We start from the raw sequence: 20,675 nt of genomic DNA, 5'->3' as shown, positions 1-20,675 counted from the left end.
TAATACTGGATTGCGATAGCAGTAGACGGTTGATAAAATCCCACATAATTGAAGGATAAACTTAGCGAATGCGGTCAATAATCATAATTTTTGCGCTTGTACTTTCTGGCTGTGACAGCCTTCCCAGGGCGCACTCCAAAGACGAAATTCGGGAAATAGTCCGTGCGGAAACCAAAAACTTTGAGGGCGCCTCATTTGAAAACGAGCGACGATTGTTTGCTCGGGTGACTGAAGCGGAAAAGCAAATCAAAGAAGCCGAAGAAAAGATTGACGATCTTGAGAGCAAGGTTCGCTCGCTCGAAACGGATATTATGCTCGCGCAATGAACGAATTCCATCTCGGAACCCCATGTAGGGTTTAGAAAAGTAGAGGTCAGAGCCGATGACCTTCGGAATATAATAGTGAAAAATATTCGGCGCTCGGATCAAAGGCCCATTGTTAGCAATCATTGCTCTGAATACACAGCAGGATGCCTAAGAAGCTAATATATCTAGCTTTTATGGTGACGCGCGCGATCGAGCATTTAAACTTGCAAGCATGCGGGGAAAATCCCTAGCGCACGACTTATAGTGGAACTATTTTGGTAACGCTTCCAAATTTCCGCTAATTATCTATATTTTTCAATAGATAATGGCGGAGAGATAGGGATTCGAACCCTAGGTACCCTCACGAGCACGCCGCATTTCGAGTGCGGTGCTTTCGACCACTCAGCCATCTCTCCGCAAATCTTTAGGACTGGTCAGTGCCGGAAAACCGGCGCGTCCTGAAGACAGAGCGGGGCCATTAGCCGATGTTTTTCGCTTTGCCAAGCGACAAGGTTGATTTGCGGACACATTGATATGATATTGCCGCTATGACCGAAAAAGTTCCCGCTCCCGAAGTTGTTGAAGCCCAATTTGCAATTGGCGATGTTGTGCGTCACCGGATATTCGATTTCCGGGGCGTCGTGTTCGACATCGACCCTGTCTTTGCCAATAGCGAAGAATGGTATGAGTCGATTCCGGAGCCTGTACGGCCTGCGAAGAACCAGCCATTTTACCATCTGTTCGCCGAAAATGCCGAAAGCAGCTACATCGCCTATGTCAGCCAGCAAAATCTGCTGCCCGATGTAGAACATGGTCCCATTACCCATCCGGGCATCAACGCGGTGTTCGAAGGCTGGACGGGCTCGCGCTACGAGCTGAAACGCTCCATGCGTCAGTGATGTGCGGGCGGCATTGCGGCCACCCATTCTTCCAGCAGTTTGACGCCTTCGGCATGTGCCGTCGCACGGCCCAGCTCGGGCATGGCAATAGCCGGATCGGTGCTTTTCATGCGGTGGATCAATATTGACCGCTCGGGCCGGCCCGCCTCGATGACAAAATCGAAATCGCCGCTTGCCCGCCCTGCCGCAACCGGTCGCTTTCCGATGCCATAAGCCGCACCGTCCACGGCAGATCCGTCGAGGAACAGGCCACTATTGCTCGCCGAACCCTTGGGCGCGTGGCAATGGCCGCAGTTGACCTTCAGATAATGGCGTGCCCGTTGGTCAAGCGTGCCGCCTGAGGGATCATTCCATTTCCCCCATGCCTCCAATTTGGCCAGTTGCGGCATCCACTGGAGCAGCTTTTTCCGGTCGCTGCCTTTTGAAAACTCCAAATTCTGCCACAATGGTCCGATGGGTACGATTTGCCCGTCCGAGGAATGGCATTGCTTGCACTGGTTCTTGTTCGGGACTGCGTAGCTGATCGACGTCGGTGTTCCCTGCAGGTCAACGTCAACCGCAATGCGTTTACCGCCAACGCGCAAGTCCGCATCGCTGCCATCATCACGCCAGATATAGGGCAAGGCGACCCAGCCATCGCGCTGATGCAGCAACAGGCGGGTTTCCAATATGTGCAGCGCGCCGGTCTTGTCGGGATATCCAAAGGATTTGATGAGCGCGGCGCCCACAGGAAATGCAAGCTTTCCGCTCGCATCGGATGTTATTCGCGTCCCTTCCGGCAGATAGATGAACCGCTGTTTCTCCGCATAGTCGGAAAACAGGGGCGTTCGCAGTTGATAGGGTATCAATTGCTGTGACGGACGGTTCGCCGCCCCGTCAAAGAAACCATAGGCCGACAGCGTCGCCGGATAGGTGGACCCCAGAATTTGCTGGTCCGAAACCTGTCCCTGCGGTGTTGCCAGACCAACGGCCGCGGCAAAGCAGGCCATGAATGGCAATAACAGGCGCATTAACGGACCGCCGCCTCCATCGCCGCCGGCAGGACGATCGCGGGCAACGCCGCCGGACGTTTATCCGATGGTGCAAGCGGCACTGGCTTTGCCGTGGCAGGATCGGCGGAAATGTCGGTCAGGCCCAGGGAAAGTGCCGGTACGGAATCGGAAATGACAGGTGCCCGCTCCGGCCCGCCTGCCCCGTCCCAGAATATCGCCGGGAAACTTCCCCCCATGGCTGCGGCGATTTCCTTGCCGCCGCGAAATTGCGGGTCCCAGCCCGCTTTACCATGCTGGTTATCCCAGATCACCACATCACGTGGCAGGGGATCATATTTGGGGTCCTGATAGGGAAAGCGATAGCCGACAACCATGATGTTGGTCGTTCCATTGCTTTCCAACAGATTGTCGAAAATCTCGACATTGCGGTTGGCCATGACCATCACGCCGGTGCCGGTCGGAACATTGGCGACGATATTGCCCTTGGGTGCAAAATTGGGGGTCATGTTATCGACGATGATATTGTCGAACACACGGACATTATGCCCACCCATTTGCGGCAAATTGGGCAGGTCGAAAATCAGGACACCCCCGGTGTTTCGGGTCGCGATATTGTCGTGCACATCGGCATCGAAACTGTTTTCGATTTCGATACCGGCGACATTTTCGGTAGCGATGGATTCGCGCACCACAATATTGCGCGACTGGCCGACATAAATACCTGCATCGGAAGCCCCGCGAACCACGACGCGGTCGATCAGCACATCTTTGCTCTCGACCGGATAAATGCCGTAGGCGCCATTGGTGGCTTTGGGACCACCCGTCCATTCAACGCGCAGCTTGTGATAGACGATCCGGTCGGCACCTTTTGATTTGATGCCATCGCCTTTGCTGTTCTCCACCCCGAAATCACGCAATATTACATCGTCCGAAGTAACCAGCAGGCCCTCACCCGCCCCTTTCTGGTTCGAAAAATCGAGCACGGTTTCCTTCGCGCCCTGCCCCTTGACCGTCACGCCATTGACGTCGAGCGACAGCCCGTCGGTCAGGGGAAAACGCCCTGCCCCCAATTCGACTGTATCACCGGGCTGCGCCGTGATCAGCGCCTCCTGCAGACGCTCCTGCGCGCCTTCACCTGCGGCAACCGTTATGGTTTTGGCAAATGCCGGTTGAATAAGCGCGCAGATTGCAGCGCTGGCGATAGCGATTTTCCTCATCCTCATGGGGCGCAGGATGCCGCACTTATCCGCAAATGCCAACCCAAATTAGATGGGCCTGAAAAGTCAGGCGCCGTCGCCCAGCATCCATTCAACGCCCGCGTCGGCATGAATTTCCGTGCTGTCGTAAATGGGCAGAACATTGGCTTTGGTATCCACGATCATGCACAATTCGGTGCAGCCAAGGACCACGGCCTTTATGCCCTCCTGGTCAATTTCCGTGATGATCGTCTTTAACGTGCGTTCCGATTCCCGCTTCACCTGGCCCAGCATCAGTTCGTCATAAATGATACGGTCCAGATCCTTCACATCGTCCATTTCGGCAGGCATCAAGGTAACGCCATGCTTCACCAGACGCTGGCGATACCAGTTTTCAGCCATGACATTGGCCGTGCCAAGCAATGCAGCGGACTGCACGCCGTCGGCTTTCATCTTCGTGCCGACGGCATCGGCAATGTGGATCAGCGGGATGGAAACGGCCTTTTCAACACGCTCATACACCTTGTGCATGCTGTTCGCGCAGATCAGGATCGCGGTTGCGCCAGCGGTTTCAAGCCGTTGCGCCGCGGCAATCAGCACCTCGGCGACATGGTCCCAGTCCTGATCGCTTGTCGCTTTTGCAATATCGCAGAAATTCAGGCTTTCGAGAACCAGCGGCGCATTGCAACTGCCCCCGGTGCGTTTCAGAACCTGCTTGTTGATACGCGCATAATAGAGCTCGGTTGAGTACCAGCTCATCCCCCCGATCAATCCTAGTTTACGCATGGGTCACCTCACAAAAGCCAATCAAAATGCCGCCCCGACACAGTATCGGAGCGGCTGTTGACCTTCGTTAGCGTGAAGTGGCCTAGTGCTGCAAGGCTTTGACGATGTCTTCGCACATCTTCTTGGCGTCGGCGAGGAGCATCATGGTCTGATCCATGTAGAAGACGTCGTTGTCCACACCGGCATAGCCCACACCGCCCATGGACCGTTTGACGAAGAAAACGGTCTTCGCCTTGTCCACGTCGAATACCGGCATCCCGTAAATGGGCGACGATTTGTCGGTTTTTGCTGCCGGATTGACGACGTCATTGGCCCCGATGATGAAGGCGACATCGGCTTGCGCAAATTCGCTGTTGATATCTTCCAGTTCAAAGACCTCGTCATAGGGCACCGATGCCTCGGCGAGCAGGACGTTCATATGCCCGGGCATACGTCCGGCCACGGGGTGGATCGCATATTTCACCGATACGCCCTGCTTTTTCAGGATATCGGACATTTCCCGCAGCACATGCTGCGCCTGTGCGACTGCCATACCATAGCCTGGGACGATGATGACATTTTCGGCCTGCTGCATCATATAGGCGGCATCTTCGGCAGAGCCGCGCTTCCACGGGCGCTGTTCCTTGGCTTCGCCGCTTCCTGCAGATGCTTCGGCACCAAAGCCGCCGGCGATCACGCTGATGAAGCTGCGGTTCATGGCCTTACACATGATATAGGACAGAATTGCACCTGACGAGCCCACCAGCGCACCGGTGATGATCATCGCCGTGTTATGCAGGGTGAAGCCCATGGCAGCGGCGGCCCAGCCCGAATAGCTGTTCAGCATCGACACCACGACAGGCATATCCGCTCCGCCAATCGGGATGATCAGGAGGAAACCGATGAGGAAGCTGAGCGCCGTGATCGTCCAGAAAACCCAGGGCGACTGGTCAATGGTGAAATAGCCGACCAGTCCAATAATGGCCGCAAGCGTACCCAGATTGATCACATGGCGCAGCGGCAGCAAAATCGGCGCGCCCGACATTTTGCCCGCCAGTTTCAGGAAGGCGATGACCGAACCTGAAAAGGTGATTGCACCAATGGCGATACCCAGGCCCATTTCAACGCGGCTGACCGGATTGATAAGGCCGTCCGCTCCGGTGATGCCGAAGGCGACCGGATTGAGATAGGCAGCCGCGGCAACCAGAACGGCGGCAAGGCCGACAAGGCTGTGAAATGCGGCCACTAGTTGCGGCATATCCGTCATGGCGATGCGGCGGGCAATAATCCAGCCTATGCCACCGCCGATGGCGATCGCGCCCAAAATCTCGGGCAGAGAGGCGACTTCGTGCGTTACCAGGGTCGTCACCACGGCAATCAGCATACCTGCCATGCCGAAGCGGTTGCCCCGCTGGGACGTTGCCGGCGAGGACAGGCCGCGCAATGCAAGAATGAAGAAAACGCCCGAAATCAGATAGGCGAGCATGACCCATGCAGGAGGAGCAGCATGTTCCATCGATCAGCGCTCCTTTTTCTTGTACATGGCGAGCATACGTGCCGTTACGGCAAAGCCGCCGAAGATGTTAACGCTGGCCAAAGCCACCGCGATCAGCCCCAGCCACTTGGCACTCGGCGACCCCGCCGCCGCCGAAGCGATGAGCGCGCCTACGATGATAACCGATGAAATCGCGTTAGTGACCGCCATCAGCGGTGTATGCAATGCAGGCGTGACGGACCACACAACATAATAGCCCACAAAACAGGCCATCACGAAGATGGATAAGATTGAAATAAAGTCCATTTAGTCCCCCCTCACGCCAGCAGGCGTTCATTCACAACCTTTCCGTCCTTTGTCAGACGGATTGCAGCGGTAATTTCATCGTCGTCGGGCAGAACCGGCTTACCGGCTTCCTTGTCCCAGAAAGCAGACAGGAAGTTGTAAAGGTTGCGCGAAAACAGTGCGGAAGCATCCGCTGCCAGATGGGCCGGCGTGTTGGCATAGCCGATGATCTTTACACCATGCTTGACCACGACCTCGTCCGGTTTGGAGCCTTCGACATTGCCGCCCTGGGCCACGGCCAGGTCAAAAATGACCGAACCGGGCTTCATGCTAGCAATTTGTGCATCGGAAATCAGACGGGGTGCCGGACGGCCCGGAATCAATGCCGTGGTGATAACGATATCCTGCTTGGCGATATGGCTCGACACCAGTTCGGCCTGTGCAGCCTTATATTCGTCGGACATTTCGGTCGCATAACCGCCAGCGCCCTCGCCTTCGATACCGGCAACATTTTCAACGAAAATGGCCTTGGCACCCAGCGATTCGATCTGTTCCTTGGTCGCCGAACGGACGTCGGTTGCGGAAACCTGTGCGCCCAGACGGCGTGCGGTGGCGATTGCCTGCAGACCGGCGACGCCCACACCCATGATAAAGGCCTTTGCCGCGCTGACTGTACCAGCGGCGGTCATCATCATCGGAAAGGCGCGTCCATAGGCCGATGCGGCCTCGATAACCGCCTTATATCCGGCCAGATTGGACTGCGACGACAATATGTCCATCGACTGTGCGCGGGTAATGCGCGGCATGAATTCCATTGCCAGTGCTTCGACACCCGCCTTGGCATATTCATCGACGCGGGCACGCTGTCCAAAGGGATCAAGGCCGGCAACAAGCCAGGCGCCCGGCGCAAACCCCTTCAGGACTTTTGGATCAGGTCCCTGGACCCCGAGGATGATATCGGCATCTTTCAGGACCGCTGGCGATGCGCCGACCGAGGCACCCATCGCCTCATATTCCGCATCGCTCACCGAAGCGAGAAGGCCAGCGCCACTTTCGACAGACACGCTGGCACCCAAAGCAATATACTTTTTTACCGTTTCCGGTGATGCAGCAACACGTGTTTCGCCAGTGGCGGTTTCCTTCAATACCGCGATTTTTACCACGTCAGGCGGCGCTGTTTGCGATGATCAGCACGACAAGTGCCGTAACAACGACGGCTGCTATCGTGCCCCATTTGAACAGAGCCACAAAGCCCGCATAGGTTTCTTTTGCAGGTCCCAGATCCTGATTATGTGCCAATGTTGCCTCCTATTTTGAAACTTTATCCTTTTTGCGCCTTAACCGCTCCTATCCTTATGCTCAACCCGGCGCGCCAAAGAAAATATACGCCATGCTTAATCGGGTCTTTACTCATTTGCGTTACCACAACTTTCCTTGAACCTGTTCATGGATGGTGCATGCTAGAACAAGAGACCCGATTGTTGATGCTTGTCGATGACGAGCCGGCCCAATGCAGGCTGGTATCGGCTATCGCCTCGCGTGCCGGCTGGCGCACCGTATTTGCGCGCGACGCCGAAACCGCCATTGCCATGCTGGGGACCCAGGACGGCATGATGCTCGACGCGATCATTCTGGACCAATGGGTACCAGGTTCGGACGCGGCATCGCTGATTGCGGAACTGAAATCGCGGCGCCCTGCACTTCCTATATTATTGCTGACGGCCATCGGATCGAACGAGGCCGCCATTGAGGCCATGCGGGCCGGGGCATCGGATTACATCATCAAGCCTGTCGCGGCCGAACGCCTGATTGCGGCGCTCAGCCTTGCTTCTGACAAAAGCAAGGAATTTGGGGAACTCCACCCCCTTACCGAAAAAATCACGCAGCCGCTGGCTTTCGAAGAAATCATCGGTTCGGCCCCTGCCTTTCGCGCAGCTCTTGCTATTGCCGCAAAGGCCGCGCGCAGCCGCGCCCCCATCTTTATCGAAGGCGAATCGGGTGTCGGCAAGGAAGTGGTCGCGGACGCGATCCACGCCGCCAGCCCCCGTTCCAAATTACCACTGCTGAAGGTGAATTGCGGCGCGATTTCGCCCACCCTTCTTGATTCGGTCCTGTTCGGCCATGAAAAGGATGCCTTTGCAGGGGCATTTGACCGTCGCATCGGCATATTGCAGCAGGCCGAAGGCGGCGCAGTATTTCTGGACGAAGTTGACCATCTTCCACAGGAAACGCAGGTCCGGCTTGTCCGACTGTTAACACAGAATGAAATCCAACCGTTGGGTGCATCGCACAGTTTCCGAATCGATGTCCGCCTGATTTCGGCGAGCAATTCCAGCCTTGCCGACAAACTGGCCGCAGGCGAATTCCGCGAAGATCTCTATTACCGTTTGAATGTGGTGCAGTTGACCATACCGCCACTTCGTGAACGGACCAGCGACATACCCGCCCTCGCCCGCCATTTCCTGGGCCGCCTGGCAAATCAGCCCGGCCTGCGCAGTCTGGGCATCACTGACGAAGCATTGACCATGTTGCGGGGCTATAGCTGGCCCGGCAATGTGCGGCAGTTGCAAAGCGCCCTCTTCCGCGCCGCCGTTCTGTGCGAACGCGACGCGCTGACCCCTGAAGAATTTCCGCAGATTTCCGTTGCTGTCGGTGTGCCCGGCAATGGCGGCTCGAACGGAGCTGGTGCGAATGACGGTATCGGCGTCACCCTGTACGAAGCCGATGGCAATATGCGCCCGCTCGAAGAAATCGAAGCCGACGTTATCCGTCTGGCCATCGGGCATTATCGCGGCCGCATGACCGAAGTCGCGCGCCGTTTGGGGATCGGACGCTCGACGCTGTATCGCAAACTGGCGGATCTGGGGATCAGCGACGTCGCTTAGGGGATCGGGCAGATTTCCCGCCGGAAGGTGGAGACAGTCCCCGACAAATTACCTCAATTCTTCCCCAGAATAGCGGTCGTTATCCAATATCCCACAACCGAGGCAGACCCTGTCAGCACGGTGCCCCAGATGATGTCCAGCACCGTCACCTTGGTGCTCCACACCTTCAGCGTGGCATGGTTGGTGAGGTCATAGGTCATATAGCAAAAGAAACCGAGCAACGCGCCCCAGATCAGAGCCGTTTGCCATTTGCCGCTCAACAACGCAGGGCCAACGGCGAAGATCATCATCCCCAATATATAGAGCAGATAGAATATAATCGCCGGCCCCAGGCGGAAGCCGCTTTTCATCATCAGCTCGCCAATTTCGGGCTGGTAAAGCCGGGTATACATGGTGCGCAGCCAAAAGCTGTCGATTACCGCAAAGGCTATTCCGGTGGCGATGTAACCGACAATATATTTGGCAATCATGGCATATCCTTTTCGAACTTATGGGCGCATTGTCGGCCACAGGCGGCCAGGGAGCAATGCGGTCAAAGCCCTGTAAGGCGGGTTATGCCCGTGCCGTCAAAGCCGCATCGCGAAGCCCCCGCCAGACCTGCACAGCCTGTACGGTTTCGGCGGCGTCGTGGACGCGGATGATATGCGCGCCCTGCTCCACCGCTTTCATGGCGAGGAAAAGCGATCCGCCGAGGCGTTGTTCCACTGGCGCTTCATTTGACAATGCACCAATCATGCGTTTCCGGCTGGCCCCGACCAGCAGCGCGCAGCCCAAGCCGTGAAATATGGACAGATTGTTGATCAGCGACAGATTGTCGGTCAGCGATTTGCCAAAGCCGATGCCCGGATCGACCAGTATCTTGTCGCGCGAAATACCTGCTGCTTCCACTGCCTCGACGCGCTCCTCGAGCCAGTCGAACACATTGGTGACCACATCGTCATAATCGCCGCCCTTGTGCGGATCGCTGCCATGACTGGGTGCGTGCATCAGGACGACAGGAACATTCAGGGCCTTTGCGACCTCCAGCGAACGGTCGTCGAACAGCAGGGCCGATATATCATTTATCATCGCCGCACCCGCTGTCACGGCGGCGTCCATGACCGCGGCCTTGCGTGTGTCGATCGACATGGCTGTTCCTGACGGCGCGAGACGGCGGATAAGGGGTTCCACCCGCGAAATCTCGTCCCCTTCCCAGACCAGAGGTGCCCCGGGGCGCGTGGATTCGCCACCAATATCAATGATTGCGGCACCGGCACTCGTCATCGCAAAGGCGGCCTCTGCTGCTGTTTCGATATCCGCATTTTTGCCGCCGTCGGAAAAACTGTCGGGCGTCATGTTGATGATGCCCATGACCTGCGGCTGGTCCAGACGGATGATACGTTCCCGCAATTGCAGCGCTGCGCGGGGCGCGGTCAGGCGTGTGTAGATCTGTATGCACCGTGCCTGTTTGTCGGCAGGAAGCGCGGCGAGAAATTCTTCCCACCGCTGCAGTTCGACAAGGCTTCGCACCGTGCTGGCGCCTGTGCGGTCGATGACCTCGATTTGCGAAAACCACAGCATGGAACCTGCAAGCCGGACCGCAGCGCCGTCATGCCGCTGCGGACTGTCAAGGAAGCCTGTGGGGCGAAGGTAAAGGTCGATCACGGTTCGGTTGCAAGAAGATAGGTTTGACGCAGGTCATCGATCGGCTTCATCGCGCCATCGGTTGCCTCATAATGCCAATAGGTCCAGCCATTGCAGCTTGGTGCATTCTGGATTGTCGAGCCGACCTTGTGAATGGAGCCGTCAACGGCACCGCACGCAATCGACCCGTCCGCGCGCACAACGGCTTCAAACTGCCGCTTACGATCGAACAGTTTCGCGCCGGGGTTGAGATAGCCCGCCTCGACAAGCTGGCCGAAGGCAACCTTGGGCGCAGCCTTGGGCGACTGCATCGTTTTCAATGCGCTTTCATCAAGCGGCAATGCCGCCGCAATGCGTTCTTCGGCCACTTCACAATAAAGATCTTCGCGTTCGCACCCGATCCAGTCGCGTCCCAAACGGCGGGCGACCGCCCCTGTTGTACCTGTTCCGAAAAAGGGATCGAGAACCACATCGCCCGGTTTCGTGCAGGCCAGAAGTATCCGGTACAGCAATGCCTCGGGCTTCTGCGTCGGATGGGCTTTGGTGCCATTCCGCTTCAGCCGTTCCTGTCCGCCGCAAATCGGGATCAGCCAGTCCGACCGCATCTGAAGTTCGTCGTTCAGCGTTTTCATCGCGCGATAGTTGAACGTATATTTCGACTTCTCGCTCTTCGATGCCCAGATCAGCGTTTCATGCGCGTTGGTAAAGCGGGTGCCCTTGAAATTGGGCATCGGGTTCGCCTTGCGCCAGATGATATCGTTCAAAATCCAGTATCCAGCGTCCTGCACGGCCGTGCCGACGCGAAAAATATTGTGGTAGCTGCCAATGACCCACAGCGAGCCATTGGGTTTCAAAATCCGACGCGCCTCGGCCAGCCATGCGCGGGTAAAGGCATCATAAGCGGCGAAGGTGTCGAACTTGTCCCAGTCGTCATCGACGGCATCCACCTTGCTGTTGTCGGGACGCAGCAAATCACCGCCAAGTTGCAGATTATAAGGCGGGTCGGCAAAAACCATGTCGATGCAGGCATCGGGCAAGGACCGCATCGCTTCGATACAGTCCATTTTCAAAATCTGGTTCAAAGGCAAATCAGCCTGCGGCTTTACGGTCTTCACCGTCGCTGGCCGAATTTTTTCAATGACACCCATATGCAATACTCCCGAGCCCTGTTTAGCCCGCAGTGAGTCCCGATATGGTTAACGTCAAGGCTGTTAACCGGCGCGGAGTCGCCCGATTGAGCCCGAAAAATGCCCTATATGGGAAGAACGAAAGGAGTCCGACACAAGATGTAGAGTCTCAGGATTCATGCGGGACTCAACGGGTGGTGGTGTTGCGCGAAGGACTCACTGGCAAAGATTTTACATTCCGTTACACCAAAATCATCTGTGCCACTGGCGCGAAGCTCTTTCGGTGCAGAGGCGTGGGGCCGAGGCGGCGCAATGCCTCCATATGGGTGGCCGCTCCATAGCCCTTGTTCGACGCCCAGCCATAACCCGGAAACTGCCTGTCGGCCTCGACCATCAGACGGTCGCGATGCTCCTTGGCGATGATGCTTGCCGCCGAAATGCATGGGTGGATGGCGTCACCACCGATGACAGCTTGCGCCCTATAGCTCCATTTGGGCAGGCGGTTGCCATCGACCATCACAAGCGCGGGCGTAATCGCGAGCGCCTCGACCGCACGTGTCATGGCCAGCATGGTCGCCTGCAAAATGTTGATCCGGTCGATTTCCTCGACGCTACACAGACCGACGGCCCAGCGGCATTTCGCCTTTATCTGCTCTTCCAGGGACGCCCGCATCTTGGGCGAAAGCTTTTTGCTGTCATCCAGTCCGGCAATGCCTTCTTCGCACAGGACAACGGCGGCGGCGACTACCGGCCCTGCAAGCGGGCCCCGCCCTGCTTCGTCCACACCGACAATCATATCCGCCAGGCGGGATAGCGCCTGTTTTCGCCTGCGCTATAAAGGCACACAATATTACCCGCAGGGTCCAGCAGGCGTGCTTCACGCCAGCCCCAGCTTTCGTCCTGCGGCATCTGGTCGAACAGATAGCCAAGGCTCAGCAATTCGCCGACCCAGGCATCGAGCCTTTTGCTCTCGAAATAGACCACGGTTGATGTCGAGCAGGCATCATGCTGGTGGACCGAGAATGTCACGCCATTGGGCATTTCGAACCGGGCATAGCCATTTTCCGGGCTGTCGACGATTTGCTGCAAACCCAGCGTGCGGTAGAAATCCACTGATGCACCATAGTCCCGGCACCCTACCGTGACCTGATTGAGCGAGGGCCCTGCGACCATCGCATCCTCACGCACCGACTGGTGCCCCATCGGCCCATGCCCCTGCCCCAGCCCCGGCGCATCGTGCAAGGCAAGGCGCACGAACAGACGCGCACGTTCGATCGCGGGAACCAGATCCATCCCCTGCCCAAGGCCGGTGGCGATGGCGGTGGCAAGTGTGCATCCCGTGCCGTGTGTGCTGCGCGTCGCGATCCGTTCGTCGGACCAGCTGACGCATTGTTCCTCGGCGAGATGGAGTTCGTCGACGATCAGATCGTCGTCCGAATGGCCACCCTTGATCAGAAGCGGAATATGGCGGGCGAGCAACGCGCTCTTGCCGCCCAGCGCCTCCAGCTCCGGCAGATTGGGGGTGGTTATAGTGGCAAGCCGCATCAGCCGTTCAAAGGCGGAGATCGTGTCCGCATCGGCCAGCACCGCGCCGCTGGTTGCAACCATCACGGGGTCAAACACGATGGGACAGGATAGTTCGGCAAGGCTATCGGCCACCGCATGCGCTGTCCCTGCATTGCCGATCATGCCGATTTTCACCGCATCAACGCCGATATCGCTGACCACCGATGCAATCTGGTCAATGACCATATCGGTCGGCACCATATGAACCGCATCAACGCCCAGGGTGTTTTGCGCGGTGATCGCGGTAATGGCGGTCATGGCATGGCCGCCCAGCATGGTGACCGTCTTGATATCCGCCTGAATACCTGCGCCACCGCCGCTGTCCGAGCCGGCAATGATCAGAACGCGGACAGGTTTGCCGTCGCTGTTCAAGCTGCCGCTGCCTTTACCGCATCGCATATCGCATCAACGAGCTTTTCGACCTGCGCGGCATCGTCGCCCTCGGCCATGACGCGGATGACAGGTTCGGTTCCCGATGGGCGGATAACCAGACGGCCCTTGCCCGCAAGCTCCGCCTCTGCCTCCGCAATGACAGCCTGTACCATGGAATTTTCGAGCGGTTTGCCCCCTGCAAAGCGGACATTTTTCAATAGCTGCGGTACGGGATCGAATAGATGCAGCACCTCGCTTGCAGGTTTGCCGCTTTCGACCAGTTGCGCCAATACCTGCAACGCTGCGATCGTGCCGTCGCCGGTTGTCGCATGGTCGAGCAGGATCATATGCCCCGATTGCTCGCCGCCCACATTGATGCCGTGGTTACGCATTTCTTCGAGAACATAGCGGTCACCGACCTTCGCGCGCACCAGTTTGAGATGCTGGCTTTCCAGATACCGCTCAAGCCCCAGATTGGACATGACCGTCGCGACGATACCATCCCCTGTAAGCTTGCCCGCCCGGCTCATCGCCGTGCCGAGCAGTGCCATGATCTGGTCGCCATCCACGACCCGGCCTTTTTCGTCGACAACGATCAAACGGTCCGCGTCGCCGTCGAGGGCAATGCCGATATCGGCGCCTGCCGAAACCACCGTTTCCTGCAAGGTCGAAACATAGGTCGAACCGACCTTGTCGTTGATATTCTTGCCATTGGGATTGACCCCGATAGGCGTCACCTTCGCACCCAGTTCCCAGATCGCCGTCGGGGCCACCTGATAGGCGGCACCATGCGCGCAATCGAGAACGACGTGCAGACCGTCAAAGCGGATATGTTCCGGCACCGATGCCTTGATCGCATGGATATAGCGGCCCCGGCTGTCCTCGATACGCCGCGCCCTGCCGACATCGGGCGCATTGGCCAGCTTGGCGGGCTGATCAAGCAAGGCTTCGATCGCAATTTCATCCGCATCGGACAGCTTGAAACCGTCCGGCCCGAACAGCTTTATACCATTATCCTCATATGGATTATGGCTTGCCGAGATCATCACGCCCAGATCAGCGCGCATCGAGCGGGTGAGCAGCGCCACTGCCGGCGTCGGAATGGGGCCGAATTGCACCACATCCATGCCCACGCTGGTAAATCCTGCGACCAGCGCATTTTCGATCATATAGCCCGAAAGCCGTGTATCCTTGCCGATCACGACACGATGTTTATGTGCGCCGCGCAGGAAATGGGCGCCCGCCGCCTGACCGACCTTCATCGCCATTTCCGGCGTCATCGCGCTGGCATTGGTACGGCCTCTGATCCCGTCGGTTCCGAAATATTTACGCGCCATGACTGTTCCTGATATCCGTGCGGAATTACGACAAAAAAGTGCAACCGCGATGCCTCTCCCTTGCATAGGGGGCGGCAGGCTGGCAAGACTTCTCGTCATGTCTAACGCAACACGTATTCTTATCGCTTTGGTTGTCGGTCTATTGCTCGGCATCCTCCTGACGGCCCAGATTCCGGCAGTCGCCAAACAACTGGATTTCGCCTTCGATATCGTCGGGACATTATGGCTGAACGCGTTGCGGATGACGGTTGTGCCGTTGATCGTCGCACTGGTCATAACCGGCATCGTCAAAAGCGCAGAAGCCGCACGTGCAGGCCCTATGGCCGCGCGGACGGTCGCATGGATCGTTGTGATGATGGGCCTGTCCGCCTGCATGGGCGCGATCCTTACGCCCACCTTCCTCGCGCTCGTTCCGATGCCGCAGGAAAGCGCCGATGCGCTAAGGTCCGCGCTGACGACCGCCGCCGCGGTTGGCGAGCAGCCCGGCTTGCGGGACTTTATCGTCGCGCTTGTTCCGACCAATGTGATTGCAGCCGCGGCCAGCGATTCCATCCTGAAGCTGCTGATCTTCACCATGACCTTCGCCTTTGCCATTACCCGTCTCGCCCCCGAACCGCGCCAGCATATGGCCGGTTTTTTCAGCGCGCTGGCCGATGCCATGGTGATCGTGATTGAATGGGTGTTGAAACTGGCGCCCATCGGCGTCTTCGCCTTGGCCTATGTGGTCGGGGCCCGTTCCGGCTTTGCCGCGCTGGGCGCGGTGCTCCACTATATCGGCGTGGTTTCCATGGTCGGCATCGTCGTCGGGGCCTTCGCCTATCCGGTGGCCGTCTTTGCCGGGAAAGTGCGCTTCACCGACTATGCCCGCCAAATCGCGCCGGTTCAGGCCTTCGCCGTATCGACCCAATCGTCGCTCGCAAGCCTGCCGCTGATGCTGCAAAAGTCCGAAGCGCTGGGCGTGCGGGAATCGACGGCTGGTCTGGTTCTTCCCATGGCCGTCGCCCTCTTGCGCGTCACGGGACCCGCCATGAACCTTGCGGTTGCGCTTTATGTGGCCAACTGGTTTGGCGTGAAACTGGACGGTTTCGACTATGCCTTTGCCATTTTCATCGCCGCGTTGACATCCATGGGTGCAGTCAGTCTGCCCGGTACGGTCAGCTTTGTGACCTCGATCGCGCCAATCTGTCTGGCCCTGGGCATTCCGGTCGAACCGCTGGCCCTGCTGATCGCGGTGGAAACGCTGCCGGACATTTTCAGAACAACCGGCAATGTCCAAATGGACGTCGCGCTTGCGACCGCCATTGAGGCACCTGAAAAGGAGAAGTTGGATGCAGTATCGCAATCTCGGTAACGGACTGAAGGTCAGCGCCATCGGCGTGGGCTGTATGCCCATGATCAAGGGCGGCAACATCGTCTATGGCGAAGATGCCGACCCCGATGAAGCCATCAAGACCATCCACCATGCCATTGATCTTGGCATCACCTTTTTCGACACCGCCCAGATTTATGGCCCGTTTTCCAATGAAGAGCTGGTGGGCGAAGCGATCAAGGGCAAACGCGACGGCCTCGTCATCGCCAGCAAATTCGGGTTTAAATTTGACGGCGGCAATATCGTCGGCGTCGATGGATCGGCCACAAACGCCAAATCGGCGGTCGAAGGAACGCTGAAGCGTCTGGGGATTGATTGCCTCGACCTTTATTACCAACACCGCGTCGACCCCGCTGTGCCGATTGAGGAAACGGTGGGTGCGATGGCCGACCTCATCAAGGAAGGCAAAATCAAGCATATCGGGCTGTCCGAAGCCGGACCGGAAACGTTGCGCCGTGCGGCGGCAGTTGCGCCGATTTCGGCCCTGCAAAGTGAATATTCGCTTTGGGAACGGGATATCGAGGACGAAATCCTGCCCACCTGTCGCGATCTCGGCATCGGTTTTGTGCCCTACTCTCCGCTCGGCCGTGGGTTTCTGACCGGCTCGATCCGGAGCCTTGACGATCTGCCCGAAAACGACTGGCGGCGTCAGGACCCCCGTTATCAGGGCGAAAATTTCGCCGCCAACCTGAAGCTCGTTGACGTGGTGGCCGAGGTTGCGGCGAAACATGGTGCTTCCAATGCGCAGATTGCGCTCGCCTGGCTGTTGGCGCAGGGCGACGACATCGTGCCCATTCCCGGCTTCAAACGGCGCGCAACCCTTGGGGACAGCGCAAAGGCCGCCGATATCCAGCTGGATGGTGACGATCTCACAAAGCTGGAAGCAGCAGCCCCGCGCGGCGGCACCGCGGGTCCACGCTATGGCGAACGCGGCATGAAGATGGTGCGGTTGTAAATACAGTCGGGAGTTGGGTCGAAACTAAGGCGTTTCGCGAGCTTACTCAACTATTAGGGACAGTCCTCCCGTGGGACAGTCCCTAACCGGACCCTAGACCGCCCACCAGCGGAATATGCCTGCACCGGCAACGCCCAGAAACGCATGGCCCCATGTGGCCGCAAGCCACAAGACAATACCGGCAATCCACGGCCCGAAACCAACCGACGGAAGGGCCGACAGACGCGGCCAGAACTGGGTTCGGCGCAGCCAGGCATCCCATTCCACTCCAGCCAGTTTCCGCTTTTTGATTTCCTGCCCTTTCGACCCGACAAGGGCCAGAAACACGATGCTTCCGGCAAACAGGAAACTGTCGATCCGTGGCGCAATCAGGATGTGGCCGATACCCCACAGGGCAAAGCCCCACATCATCGGATGACGGGTTACATTGAACACGCCTGCGGGTTCCTGGGCCGCAAGGGCGTCCGGCACCCCGGGCAACGCCGGATTGCGAATGAATGAGCCGGAAAAGAGAATGGCCGCAACCAGTGTGAGGATACTGGTAATGCCCCACAGCACATCACCGACAGCCCAGAAATAATCCCCCTTGGGTGCCTGCGCAAAGGCCGTGATCATCCAGTAGAACAAACCCAGAGACACCGCGGAATAAAGCAAGGCAAAGCCGTTACCGCGCAACCGGTATACCAGTGTCGCCCGCAATGGATGCGACATCAGAAAATGGGTGCCCACAAAAGCAGCGCAAGCGGCAGCCAAAGGAAGATAAGCGTTCAACTCAAATTCTCCGGCCCCCTAAAAATGCTGCTCTTAACAGCTTTGTTGCCTAGCGGTCATAGGCTTTTGGCAAATCCCCCTCGGTCGGGCGCGCATATCGGTCGCGTAGCCGCTGCTGCCGGTTGCCCAGGGGCTGTTCGACACCATCGATAATGACCGTGGTCGGCGCGCTGGACAGTTCCAGCGGGTCACCATCCCACACCACAACATCCCCGGCCTTGCCGGCCTTCAGACTGCCGAAACGGTCGCCTACACCCATGATATCGGCCGGAACGGAGCTGATCGCCGCAAAGGCTTCGCCCCAGGACAAGCCCGTCGCATTCGGCAGTTTTTCAAGGCTGACCAGATTGCCCGCATATTGCGTGGTGTAGCGCAACTGGTGGGAATCGCGGTCGTTGATCATGCCAATCGCCACTTTGACGCCTGCATCTTTCATGCGCCCGATATTGCTTTGCGTTGCGCCCAGCATCTCAAATGTCGCGGGCAAATCGTTCAGCGCCGACGCGATGACCGGAACACCGGCCTGCGCCAGTTGCGGGGCAACGCGCCAACCTTCGGTCGCACCCACGAACACCATCTTGATGGACGGAAAGTCGCGTTTCAGTTCGAGCAGGCGCAGCATGTCATTCGCACCCTCGACATGGATCAGCAGACGCGTTTCACCGCGCAGCACCGACAGCAACGCCTTCGCGTCCTCTGCCTTCAAAAGATCATCGTCGAAAGTATCGCGGCCTGCCGCATATTCCTGCGCCTCACGCAGCATTGCGCGGAAATGCAGATGCGTTCCTGCACGGCTGCCACCGGCATTTGCTGCGCCGTCTTCGCCAAATTCGGCGAACTGGAACGCGCGGGCCTTGGTGACCGCATCGCTGTCCGCACCCAGATCGGCAATCGCGCCCTGCCCTGCAAAGATATTGTCCGCAGCCTCGGGCGCGACCACAGCCCGCGTGACCCCCGCCGACCGGTTGACGGCAAAGGGCGAGCGGAACGGATCGATGGCAGGTGCAATGTCGATGGCGGCAGAAAATCCGCTCTTGCCACCGCTTTTGTCGTTGGTGCCGTTGACGGCGTCGACTTCGGAAAGGCCAAGGCGGGTAAAGCCGGCAAATACGCCCGGCGTGACCCATTTACCGCTTGCGTCAATCTGGCGCGCGCCTGCCGGAATGGCGACGCCGACACCTGCCGCGATGATGGAACCATCGCGAATGACGACGGTACCGCCGTCCACAGGTCCGCTTCCGTCACCGATGACAAGCTTGCCACCTGTAATCGCAATGGTTTCGGCATGGGATGGCGAAGTCAAAGCCGCCAAAGCGGCTGCTGCAAGGAGGAGATGCTTCATTTCACATCTCCTTCACCAGGCTGGCCCAGCTCGAAATCGCTCACCGGTCGCCGTTTCGGGTCCTTCGCATCATACATCAACGCGCCGTCAATCCACACCATTTCGGGGCGGGAATAGACGCTGAGCGGATTGCCGTTCCACAAAACGACGTCCGCCATCTTGCCGGGTTTCAGGCTGCCGGTCTTGTCGGATATGCCCAGGGCCTTGGCAGGATTGTAGGTCAGCCATTTGATGACTTCGGCATCGGGAATCCGGATACCCATGCGGCGGCCATCGGCCTGCGCCTTCGCAGCTTCCTGGTTCAGGCGCTGAATCTGGTTTTCATCGTCCGAATGGATGATGACGCAGGCACCGCTGTTTTGCAGGATCGCGGCATTTTCCGGAATGGCGTCATAAGCCTCCATCTTGAAGCCCCACCAGTCCGCCCACACTGCCGAGCATACGCCATTGTCGCGCAGCAGATCGGCAATCTTGTAGCTTTCCACAGCGTGATGGAAGGTCGATACCTTATAGCCGAATTCCTTCGCCATATCGAGGACGAGAGCCATTTCGTCGGCGCGGTAGCAGTGGTTCTGGATGCTGATCTCACCGTCCAGAACCCCGGCCAGTGTCTCCATGCCCAGATCGCGGGTGAATTCCTTGCCGCTGTCGCGTTTCTTGCGATATTCCTGCGCCTTGATCCATGTCTGCCGGTTGACGGCAAGATTGCCCATCCGGGTCGACGGCATCCGGCCTTTTGCGCCATAGACGCGCTTCGGATTTTCACCGCAGGCCATTTTCAGGCCATAGGGCGCGCCCGGAAACTTCATGCCCTGTATCGTACGCGAATAGACATTTTTCAGGACAACCGAACGGCCGCCCATCAGATTGGCAGAGCCGGGCAGGATTTGCAGGGATGTCACGCCCCCATTGGCGAGCGCGCGGCTGAAACCGGGATCCTGCGGCCAGACGCTATGTTCGGCCCATACCTCTGGTGTGGTTGGCGCTGTCGCTTCGTTGCCATCGCTATGCGCCTCCACTGAAGGGGTCGGATAGTCCCCCAGATGGGAATGGATATCGATTATGCCGGGCGTCACAAATTTGCCGGTGCCGTCAAAAACAGCAATATCCGCGGGGATTGCCGTATCCGGCCCGCCGACACTGCTGATCTTGCCGCCGGACATGAACACCACACCATTGTCGATCTTTCCGCCTTCACCATCGTAAATGGTGACGTTGCGGATCGCCGTGGCGACACCCGGATAGGCTTTATAGGTCGACGGGAAAGGCGCAGGGGCCTTTTCCGCCGGCTTTACCGAGGATACCGTTTGCGGTTTCTCGGTCGATGTGCACGCCGCAATCGTCAGCGGCAACAAACAGGCAGCGATTGCCTTCCGGGTAAATCTCATCTT

General features: G+C 58.1%; 21 protein-coding genes and 1 tRNA gene. 5 read left to right on the top strand and 17 right to left on the bottom strand.

The window, feature by feature from the left end:
• Window positions 1-68: 68 nt before the first annotated feature.
• Window positions 69-326, top strand: a complete 258-nt coding sequence (locus FOM92_RS03875; RefSeq protein WP_143775452.1) for a hypothetical protein — start codon at window positions 69-71, stop codon at window positions 324-326.
• A gap of 305 nt (window positions 327-631) precedes the next feature.
• Here FOM92_RS03875 and FOM92_RS03870 read toward each other — a convergent pair.
• Window positions 632-721: transfer RNA gene (locus FOM92_RS03870), tRNA-Ser, on the bottom strand.
• A gap of 132 nt (window positions 722-853) precedes the next feature.
• Here FOM92_RS03870 and hspQ point away from each other — a divergent pair.
• Complete coding sequence (gene hspQ / locus FOM92_RS03865; RefSeq protein WP_143775451.1) at window positions 854-1,204, top strand: heat shock protein HspQ; 351 nt, start codon at window positions 854-856, stop codon at window positions 1,202-1,204.
• Here hspQ and FOM92_RS03860 read toward each other — a convergent pair.
• The 7 genes from FOM92_RS03860 to FOM92_RS03830 all read right to left on the bottom strand — a co-directional run bounded on the left by FOM92_RS03860 (window position 1,198) and on the right by FOM92_RS03830 (window position 7,236).
• Window positions 1,198-2,214 (bottom strand): SO2930 family diheme c-type cytochrome, encoded by a 1,017-nt coding sequence (locus tag FOM92_RS03860; RefSeq protein WP_143775450.1) that lies wholly within the window; start codon window positions 2,212-2,214, stop codon window positions 1,198-1,200. The genes hspQ and FOM92_RS03860 overlap by 7 nt on opposite strands.
• Entirely contained in the window at window positions 2,214-3,413 is a 1,200-nt protein-coding gene (locus tag FOM92_RS03855; RefSeq protein WP_143775449.1) for a parallel beta-helix domain-containing protein, read from the bottom strand. The genes FOM92_RS03860 and FOM92_RS03855 overlap by 1 nt, the downstream gene beginning before the upstream one ends.
• 66 nt (window positions 3,414-3,479) lie before the next feature.
• Window positions 3,480-4,178, bottom strand: coding sequence for an aspartate/glutamate racemase family protein (locus tag FOM92_RS03850; RefSeq protein WP_143775448.1), 699 nt, complete (start codon window positions 4,176-4,178; stop codon window positions 3,480-3,482).
• A gap of 82 nt (window positions 4,179-4,260) precedes the next feature.
• Window positions 4,261-5,673 carry an NAD(P)(+) transhydrogenase (Re/Si-specific) subunit beta gene (locus tag FOM92_RS03845; RefSeq protein ID WP_143775447.1) on the bottom strand — a complete coding sequence of 471 codons (1,413 nt, stop codon included), beginning with the start codon at window positions 5,671-5,673 and terminating at the stop codon, window positions 4,261-4,263.
• 3 nt (window positions 5,674-5,676) lie between these two features.
• Window positions 5,677-5,958: an NAD(P) transhydrogenase subunit alpha part 2 gene (locus tag FOM92_RS03840; protein ID WP_143775446.1), complete on the bottom strand. Its 282-nt coding sequence runs from the start codon at window positions 5,956-5,958 to the stop codon at window positions 5,677-5,679.
• Between the two features lie 11 nt (window positions 5,959-5,969).
• On the bottom strand, window positions 5,970-7,100 hold the full coding sequence (locus tag FOM92_RS03835; protein WP_143775445.1) for a Re/Si-specific NAD(P)(+) transhydrogenase subunit alpha: 1,131 nt from the start codon (window positions 7,098-7,100) through the stop codon (window positions 5,970-5,972).
• A gap of 1 nt (window position 7,101) precedes the next feature.
• Complete coding sequence (locus FOM92_RS03830; RefSeq protein ID WP_143775444.1) at window positions 7,102-7,236, bottom strand: aa3-type cytochrome c oxidase subunit IV; 135 nt, start codon at window positions 7,234-7,236, stop codon at window positions 7,102-7,104.
• A gap of 158 nt (window positions 7,237-7,394) precedes the next feature.
• Between FOM92_RS03830 and FOM92_RS03825 the strand changes: the two genes are divergently transcribed.
• Window positions 7,395-8,822, top strand: a complete 1,428-nt coding sequence (locus FOM92_RS03825; protein ID WP_143775443.1) for a sigma-54-dependent transcriptional regulator — start codon at window positions 7,395-7,397, stop codon at window positions 8,820-8,822.
• A 53-nt stretch (window positions 8,823-8,875) separates the two neighbouring features.
• On the opposite strand, the gene FOM92_RS03820 is transcribed toward FOM92_RS03825, so the two are convergent.
• From FOM92_RS03820 to glmM, 6 genes are all read right to left on the bottom strand, one after another.
• Window positions 8,876-9,292, bottom strand: a complete 417-nt coding sequence (locus tag FOM92_RS03820; RefSeq protein WP_143775442.1) for a DUF2177 family protein — start codon at window positions 9,290-9,292, stop codon at window positions 8,876-8,878.
• Between the two features lie 82 nt (window positions 9,293-9,374).
• Window positions 9,375-10,466, bottom strand: coding sequence for a dihydropteroate synthase (gene folP / locus FOM92_RS03815; RefSeq protein ID WP_342778158.1), 1,092 nt, complete (start codon window positions 10,464-10,466; stop codon window positions 9,375-9,377).
• Window positions 10,463-11,593, bottom strand: a complete 1,131-nt coding sequence (locus tag FOM92_RS03810) for a site-specific DNA-methyltransferase (protein ID WP_143775441.1) — start codon at window positions 11,591-11,593, stop codon at window positions 10,463-10,465. The genes folP and FOM92_RS03810 overlap by 4 nt, the downstream gene beginning before the upstream one ends.
• 220 nt (window positions 11,594-11,813) lie before the next feature.
• Window positions 11,814-12,368, bottom strand: a complete 555-nt coding sequence (locus tag FOM92_RS03805; RefSeq protein WP_143775440.1) for a ribonuclease HII — start codon at window positions 12,366-12,368, stop codon at window positions 11,814-11,816.
• Entirely contained in the window at window positions 12,365-13,510 is a 1,146-nt protein-coding gene (thiD, locus tag FOM92_RS03800) for a bifunctional hydroxymethylpyrimidine kinase/phosphomethylpyrimidine kinase (protein ID WP_246087138.1), read from the bottom strand. Before thiD ends, FOM92_RS03805 begins: the two co-directional genes overlap by 4 nt.
• Window positions 13,507-14,847, bottom strand: a complete 1,341-nt coding sequence (gene glmM, locus FOM92_RS03795; RefSeq protein ID WP_143775438.1) for a phosphoglucosamine mutase — start codon at window positions 14,845-14,847, stop codon at window positions 13,507-13,509. Before glmM ends, thiD begins: the two co-directional genes overlap by 4 nt.
• A gap of 97 nt (window positions 14,848-14,944) precedes the next feature.
• On the opposite strand from glmM, the gene FOM92_RS03790 reads away from it, so the two are divergent.
• Window positions 14,945-16,198, top strand: coding sequence for a dicarboxylate/amino acid:cation symporter (locus FOM92_RS03790; RefSeq protein WP_143775437.1), 1,254 nt, complete (start codon window positions 14,945-14,947; stop codon window positions 16,196-16,198).
• Window positions 16,176-17,171, top strand: coding sequence for an aldo/keto reductase (locus FOM92_RS03785; RefSeq protein WP_143775436.1), 996 nt, complete (start codon window positions 16,176-16,178; stop codon window positions 17,169-17,171). The genes FOM92_RS03790 and FOM92_RS03785 overlap by 23 nt, the downstream gene beginning before the upstream one ends.
• A 93-nt stretch (window positions 17,172-17,264) precedes the next feature.
• On the opposite strand, the gene FOM92_RS03780 is transcribed toward FOM92_RS03785, so the two are convergent.
• From FOM92_RS03780 to FOM92_RS03770, 3 genes are read right to left on the bottom strand one after another with little or no spacing between them, the layout of a single operon-like run.
• Window positions 17,265-17,942: an NnrU family protein gene (locus FOM92_RS03780; protein WP_143775435.1), complete on the bottom strand. Its 678-nt coding sequence runs from the start codon at window positions 17,940-17,942 to the stop codon at window positions 17,265-17,267.
• Window positions 17,943-17,991: 49 nt separating this feature from the next.
• The gene (locus FOM92_RS03775; RefSeq protein WP_143775434.1) at window positions 17,992-19,284 is read right to left on the bottom strand and encodes an amidohydrolase family protein; all 1,293 of its coding nucleotides are present in this window, start codon (window positions 19,282-19,284) and stop codon (window positions 17,992-17,994) included.
• A complete protein-coding gene (locus tag FOM92_RS03770) occupies window positions 19,281-20,672 on the bottom strand; it encodes an amidohydrolase (RefSeq protein ID WP_143775433.1) in 1,392 nt (463 codons plus the stop codon). Before FOM92_RS03770 ends, FOM92_RS03775 begins: the two co-directional genes overlap by 4 nt.
• Window positions 20,673-20,675 lie beyond the last annotated feature (3 nt).

It is taken from the genome of Sphingorhabdus contaminans, from assembly GCF_007280415.1.
In the GTDB taxonomy this organism is placed as follows: domain Bacteria; phylum Pseudomonadota; class Alphaproteobacteria; order Sphingomonadales; family Sphingomonadaceae; genus Sphingorhabdus_B; species Sphingorhabdus_B contaminans.
The sequence above is the reverse complement of the archived record's forward strand: the minus strand, read 5'-3'. Positions and strand labels throughout refer to the sequence as shown.

What these genes read in the sequence shown, in the direction of transcription:
- FOM92_RS03875 (WP_143775452.1), top strand. Translation starts at nt 69, where the DNA reads ATGCGGTCAATAATCATAATTTTTGCGCTTGTACTTTCTGGCTGTGAC.
- hspQ (WP_143775451.1), top strand. Translation starts at nt 854, where the DNA reads ATGACCGAAAAAGTTCCCGCTCCCGAAGTTGTTGAAGCCCAATTTGCA.
- FOM92_RS03860 (WP_143775450.1), bottom strand. Translation starts at nt 2,214, where the DNA reads ATGCGCCTGTTATTGCCATTCATGGCCTGCTTTGCCGCGGCCGTTGGT.
- FOM92_RS03855 (WP_143775449.1), bottom strand. Translation starts at nt 3,413, where the DNA reads ATGAGGAAAATCGCTATCGCCAGCGCTGCAATCTGCGCGCTTATTCAA.
- FOM92_RS03850 (WP_143775448.1), bottom strand. Translation starts at nt 4,178, where the DNA reads ATGCGTAAACTAGGATTGATCGGGGGGATGAGCTGGTACTCAACCGAG.
- FOM92_RS03845 (WP_143775447.1), bottom strand. Translation starts at nt 5,673, where the DNA reads ATGGAACATGCTGCTCCTCCTGCATGGGTCATGCTCGCCTATCTGATT.
- FOM92_RS03840 (WP_143775446.1), bottom strand. Translation starts at nt 5,958, where the DNA reads ATGGACTTTATTTCAATCTTATCCATCTTCGTGATGGCCTGTTTTGTG.
- FOM92_RS03825 (WP_143775443.1), top strand. Translation starts at nt 7,395, where the DNA reads ATGCTAGAACAAGAGACCCGATTGTTGATGCTTGTCGATGACGAGCCG.
- FOM92_RS03820 (WP_143775442.1), bottom strand. Translation starts at nt 9,292, where the DNA reads ATGATTGCCAAATATATTGTCGGTTACATCGCCACCGGAATAGCCTTT.
- FOM92_RS03810 (WP_143775441.1), bottom strand. Translation starts at nt 11,593, where the DNA reads ATGGGTGTCATTGAAAAAATTCGGCCAGCGACGGTGAAGACCGTAAAG.
- FOM92_RS03805 (WP_143775440.1), bottom strand. Translation starts at nt 12,368, where the DNA reads ATGATTGTCGGTGTGGACGAAGCAGGGCGGGGCCCGCTTGCAGGGCCG.
- glmM (WP_143775438.1), bottom strand. Translation starts at nt 14,847, where the DNA reads ATGGCGCGTAAATATTTCGGAACCGACGGGATCAGAGGCCGTACCAAT.
- FOM92_RS03790 (WP_143775437.1), top strand. Translation starts at nt 14,945, where the DNA reads ATGTCTAACGCAACACGTATTCTTATCGCTTTGGTTGTCGGTCTATTG.
- FOM92_RS03785 (WP_143775436.1), top strand. Translation starts at nt 16,176, where the DNA reads ATGCAGTATCGCAATCTCGGTAACGGACTGAAGGTCAGCGCCATCGGC.
- FOM92_RS03775 (WP_143775434.1), bottom strand. Translation starts at nt 19,284, where the DNA reads ATGAAGCATCTCCTCCTTGCAGCAGCCGCTTTGGCGGCTTTGACTTCG.
- FOM92_RS03770 (WP_143775433.1), bottom strand. Translation starts at nt 20,672, where the DNA reads ATGAGATTTACCCGGAAGGCAATCGCTGCCTGTTTGTTGCCGCTGACG.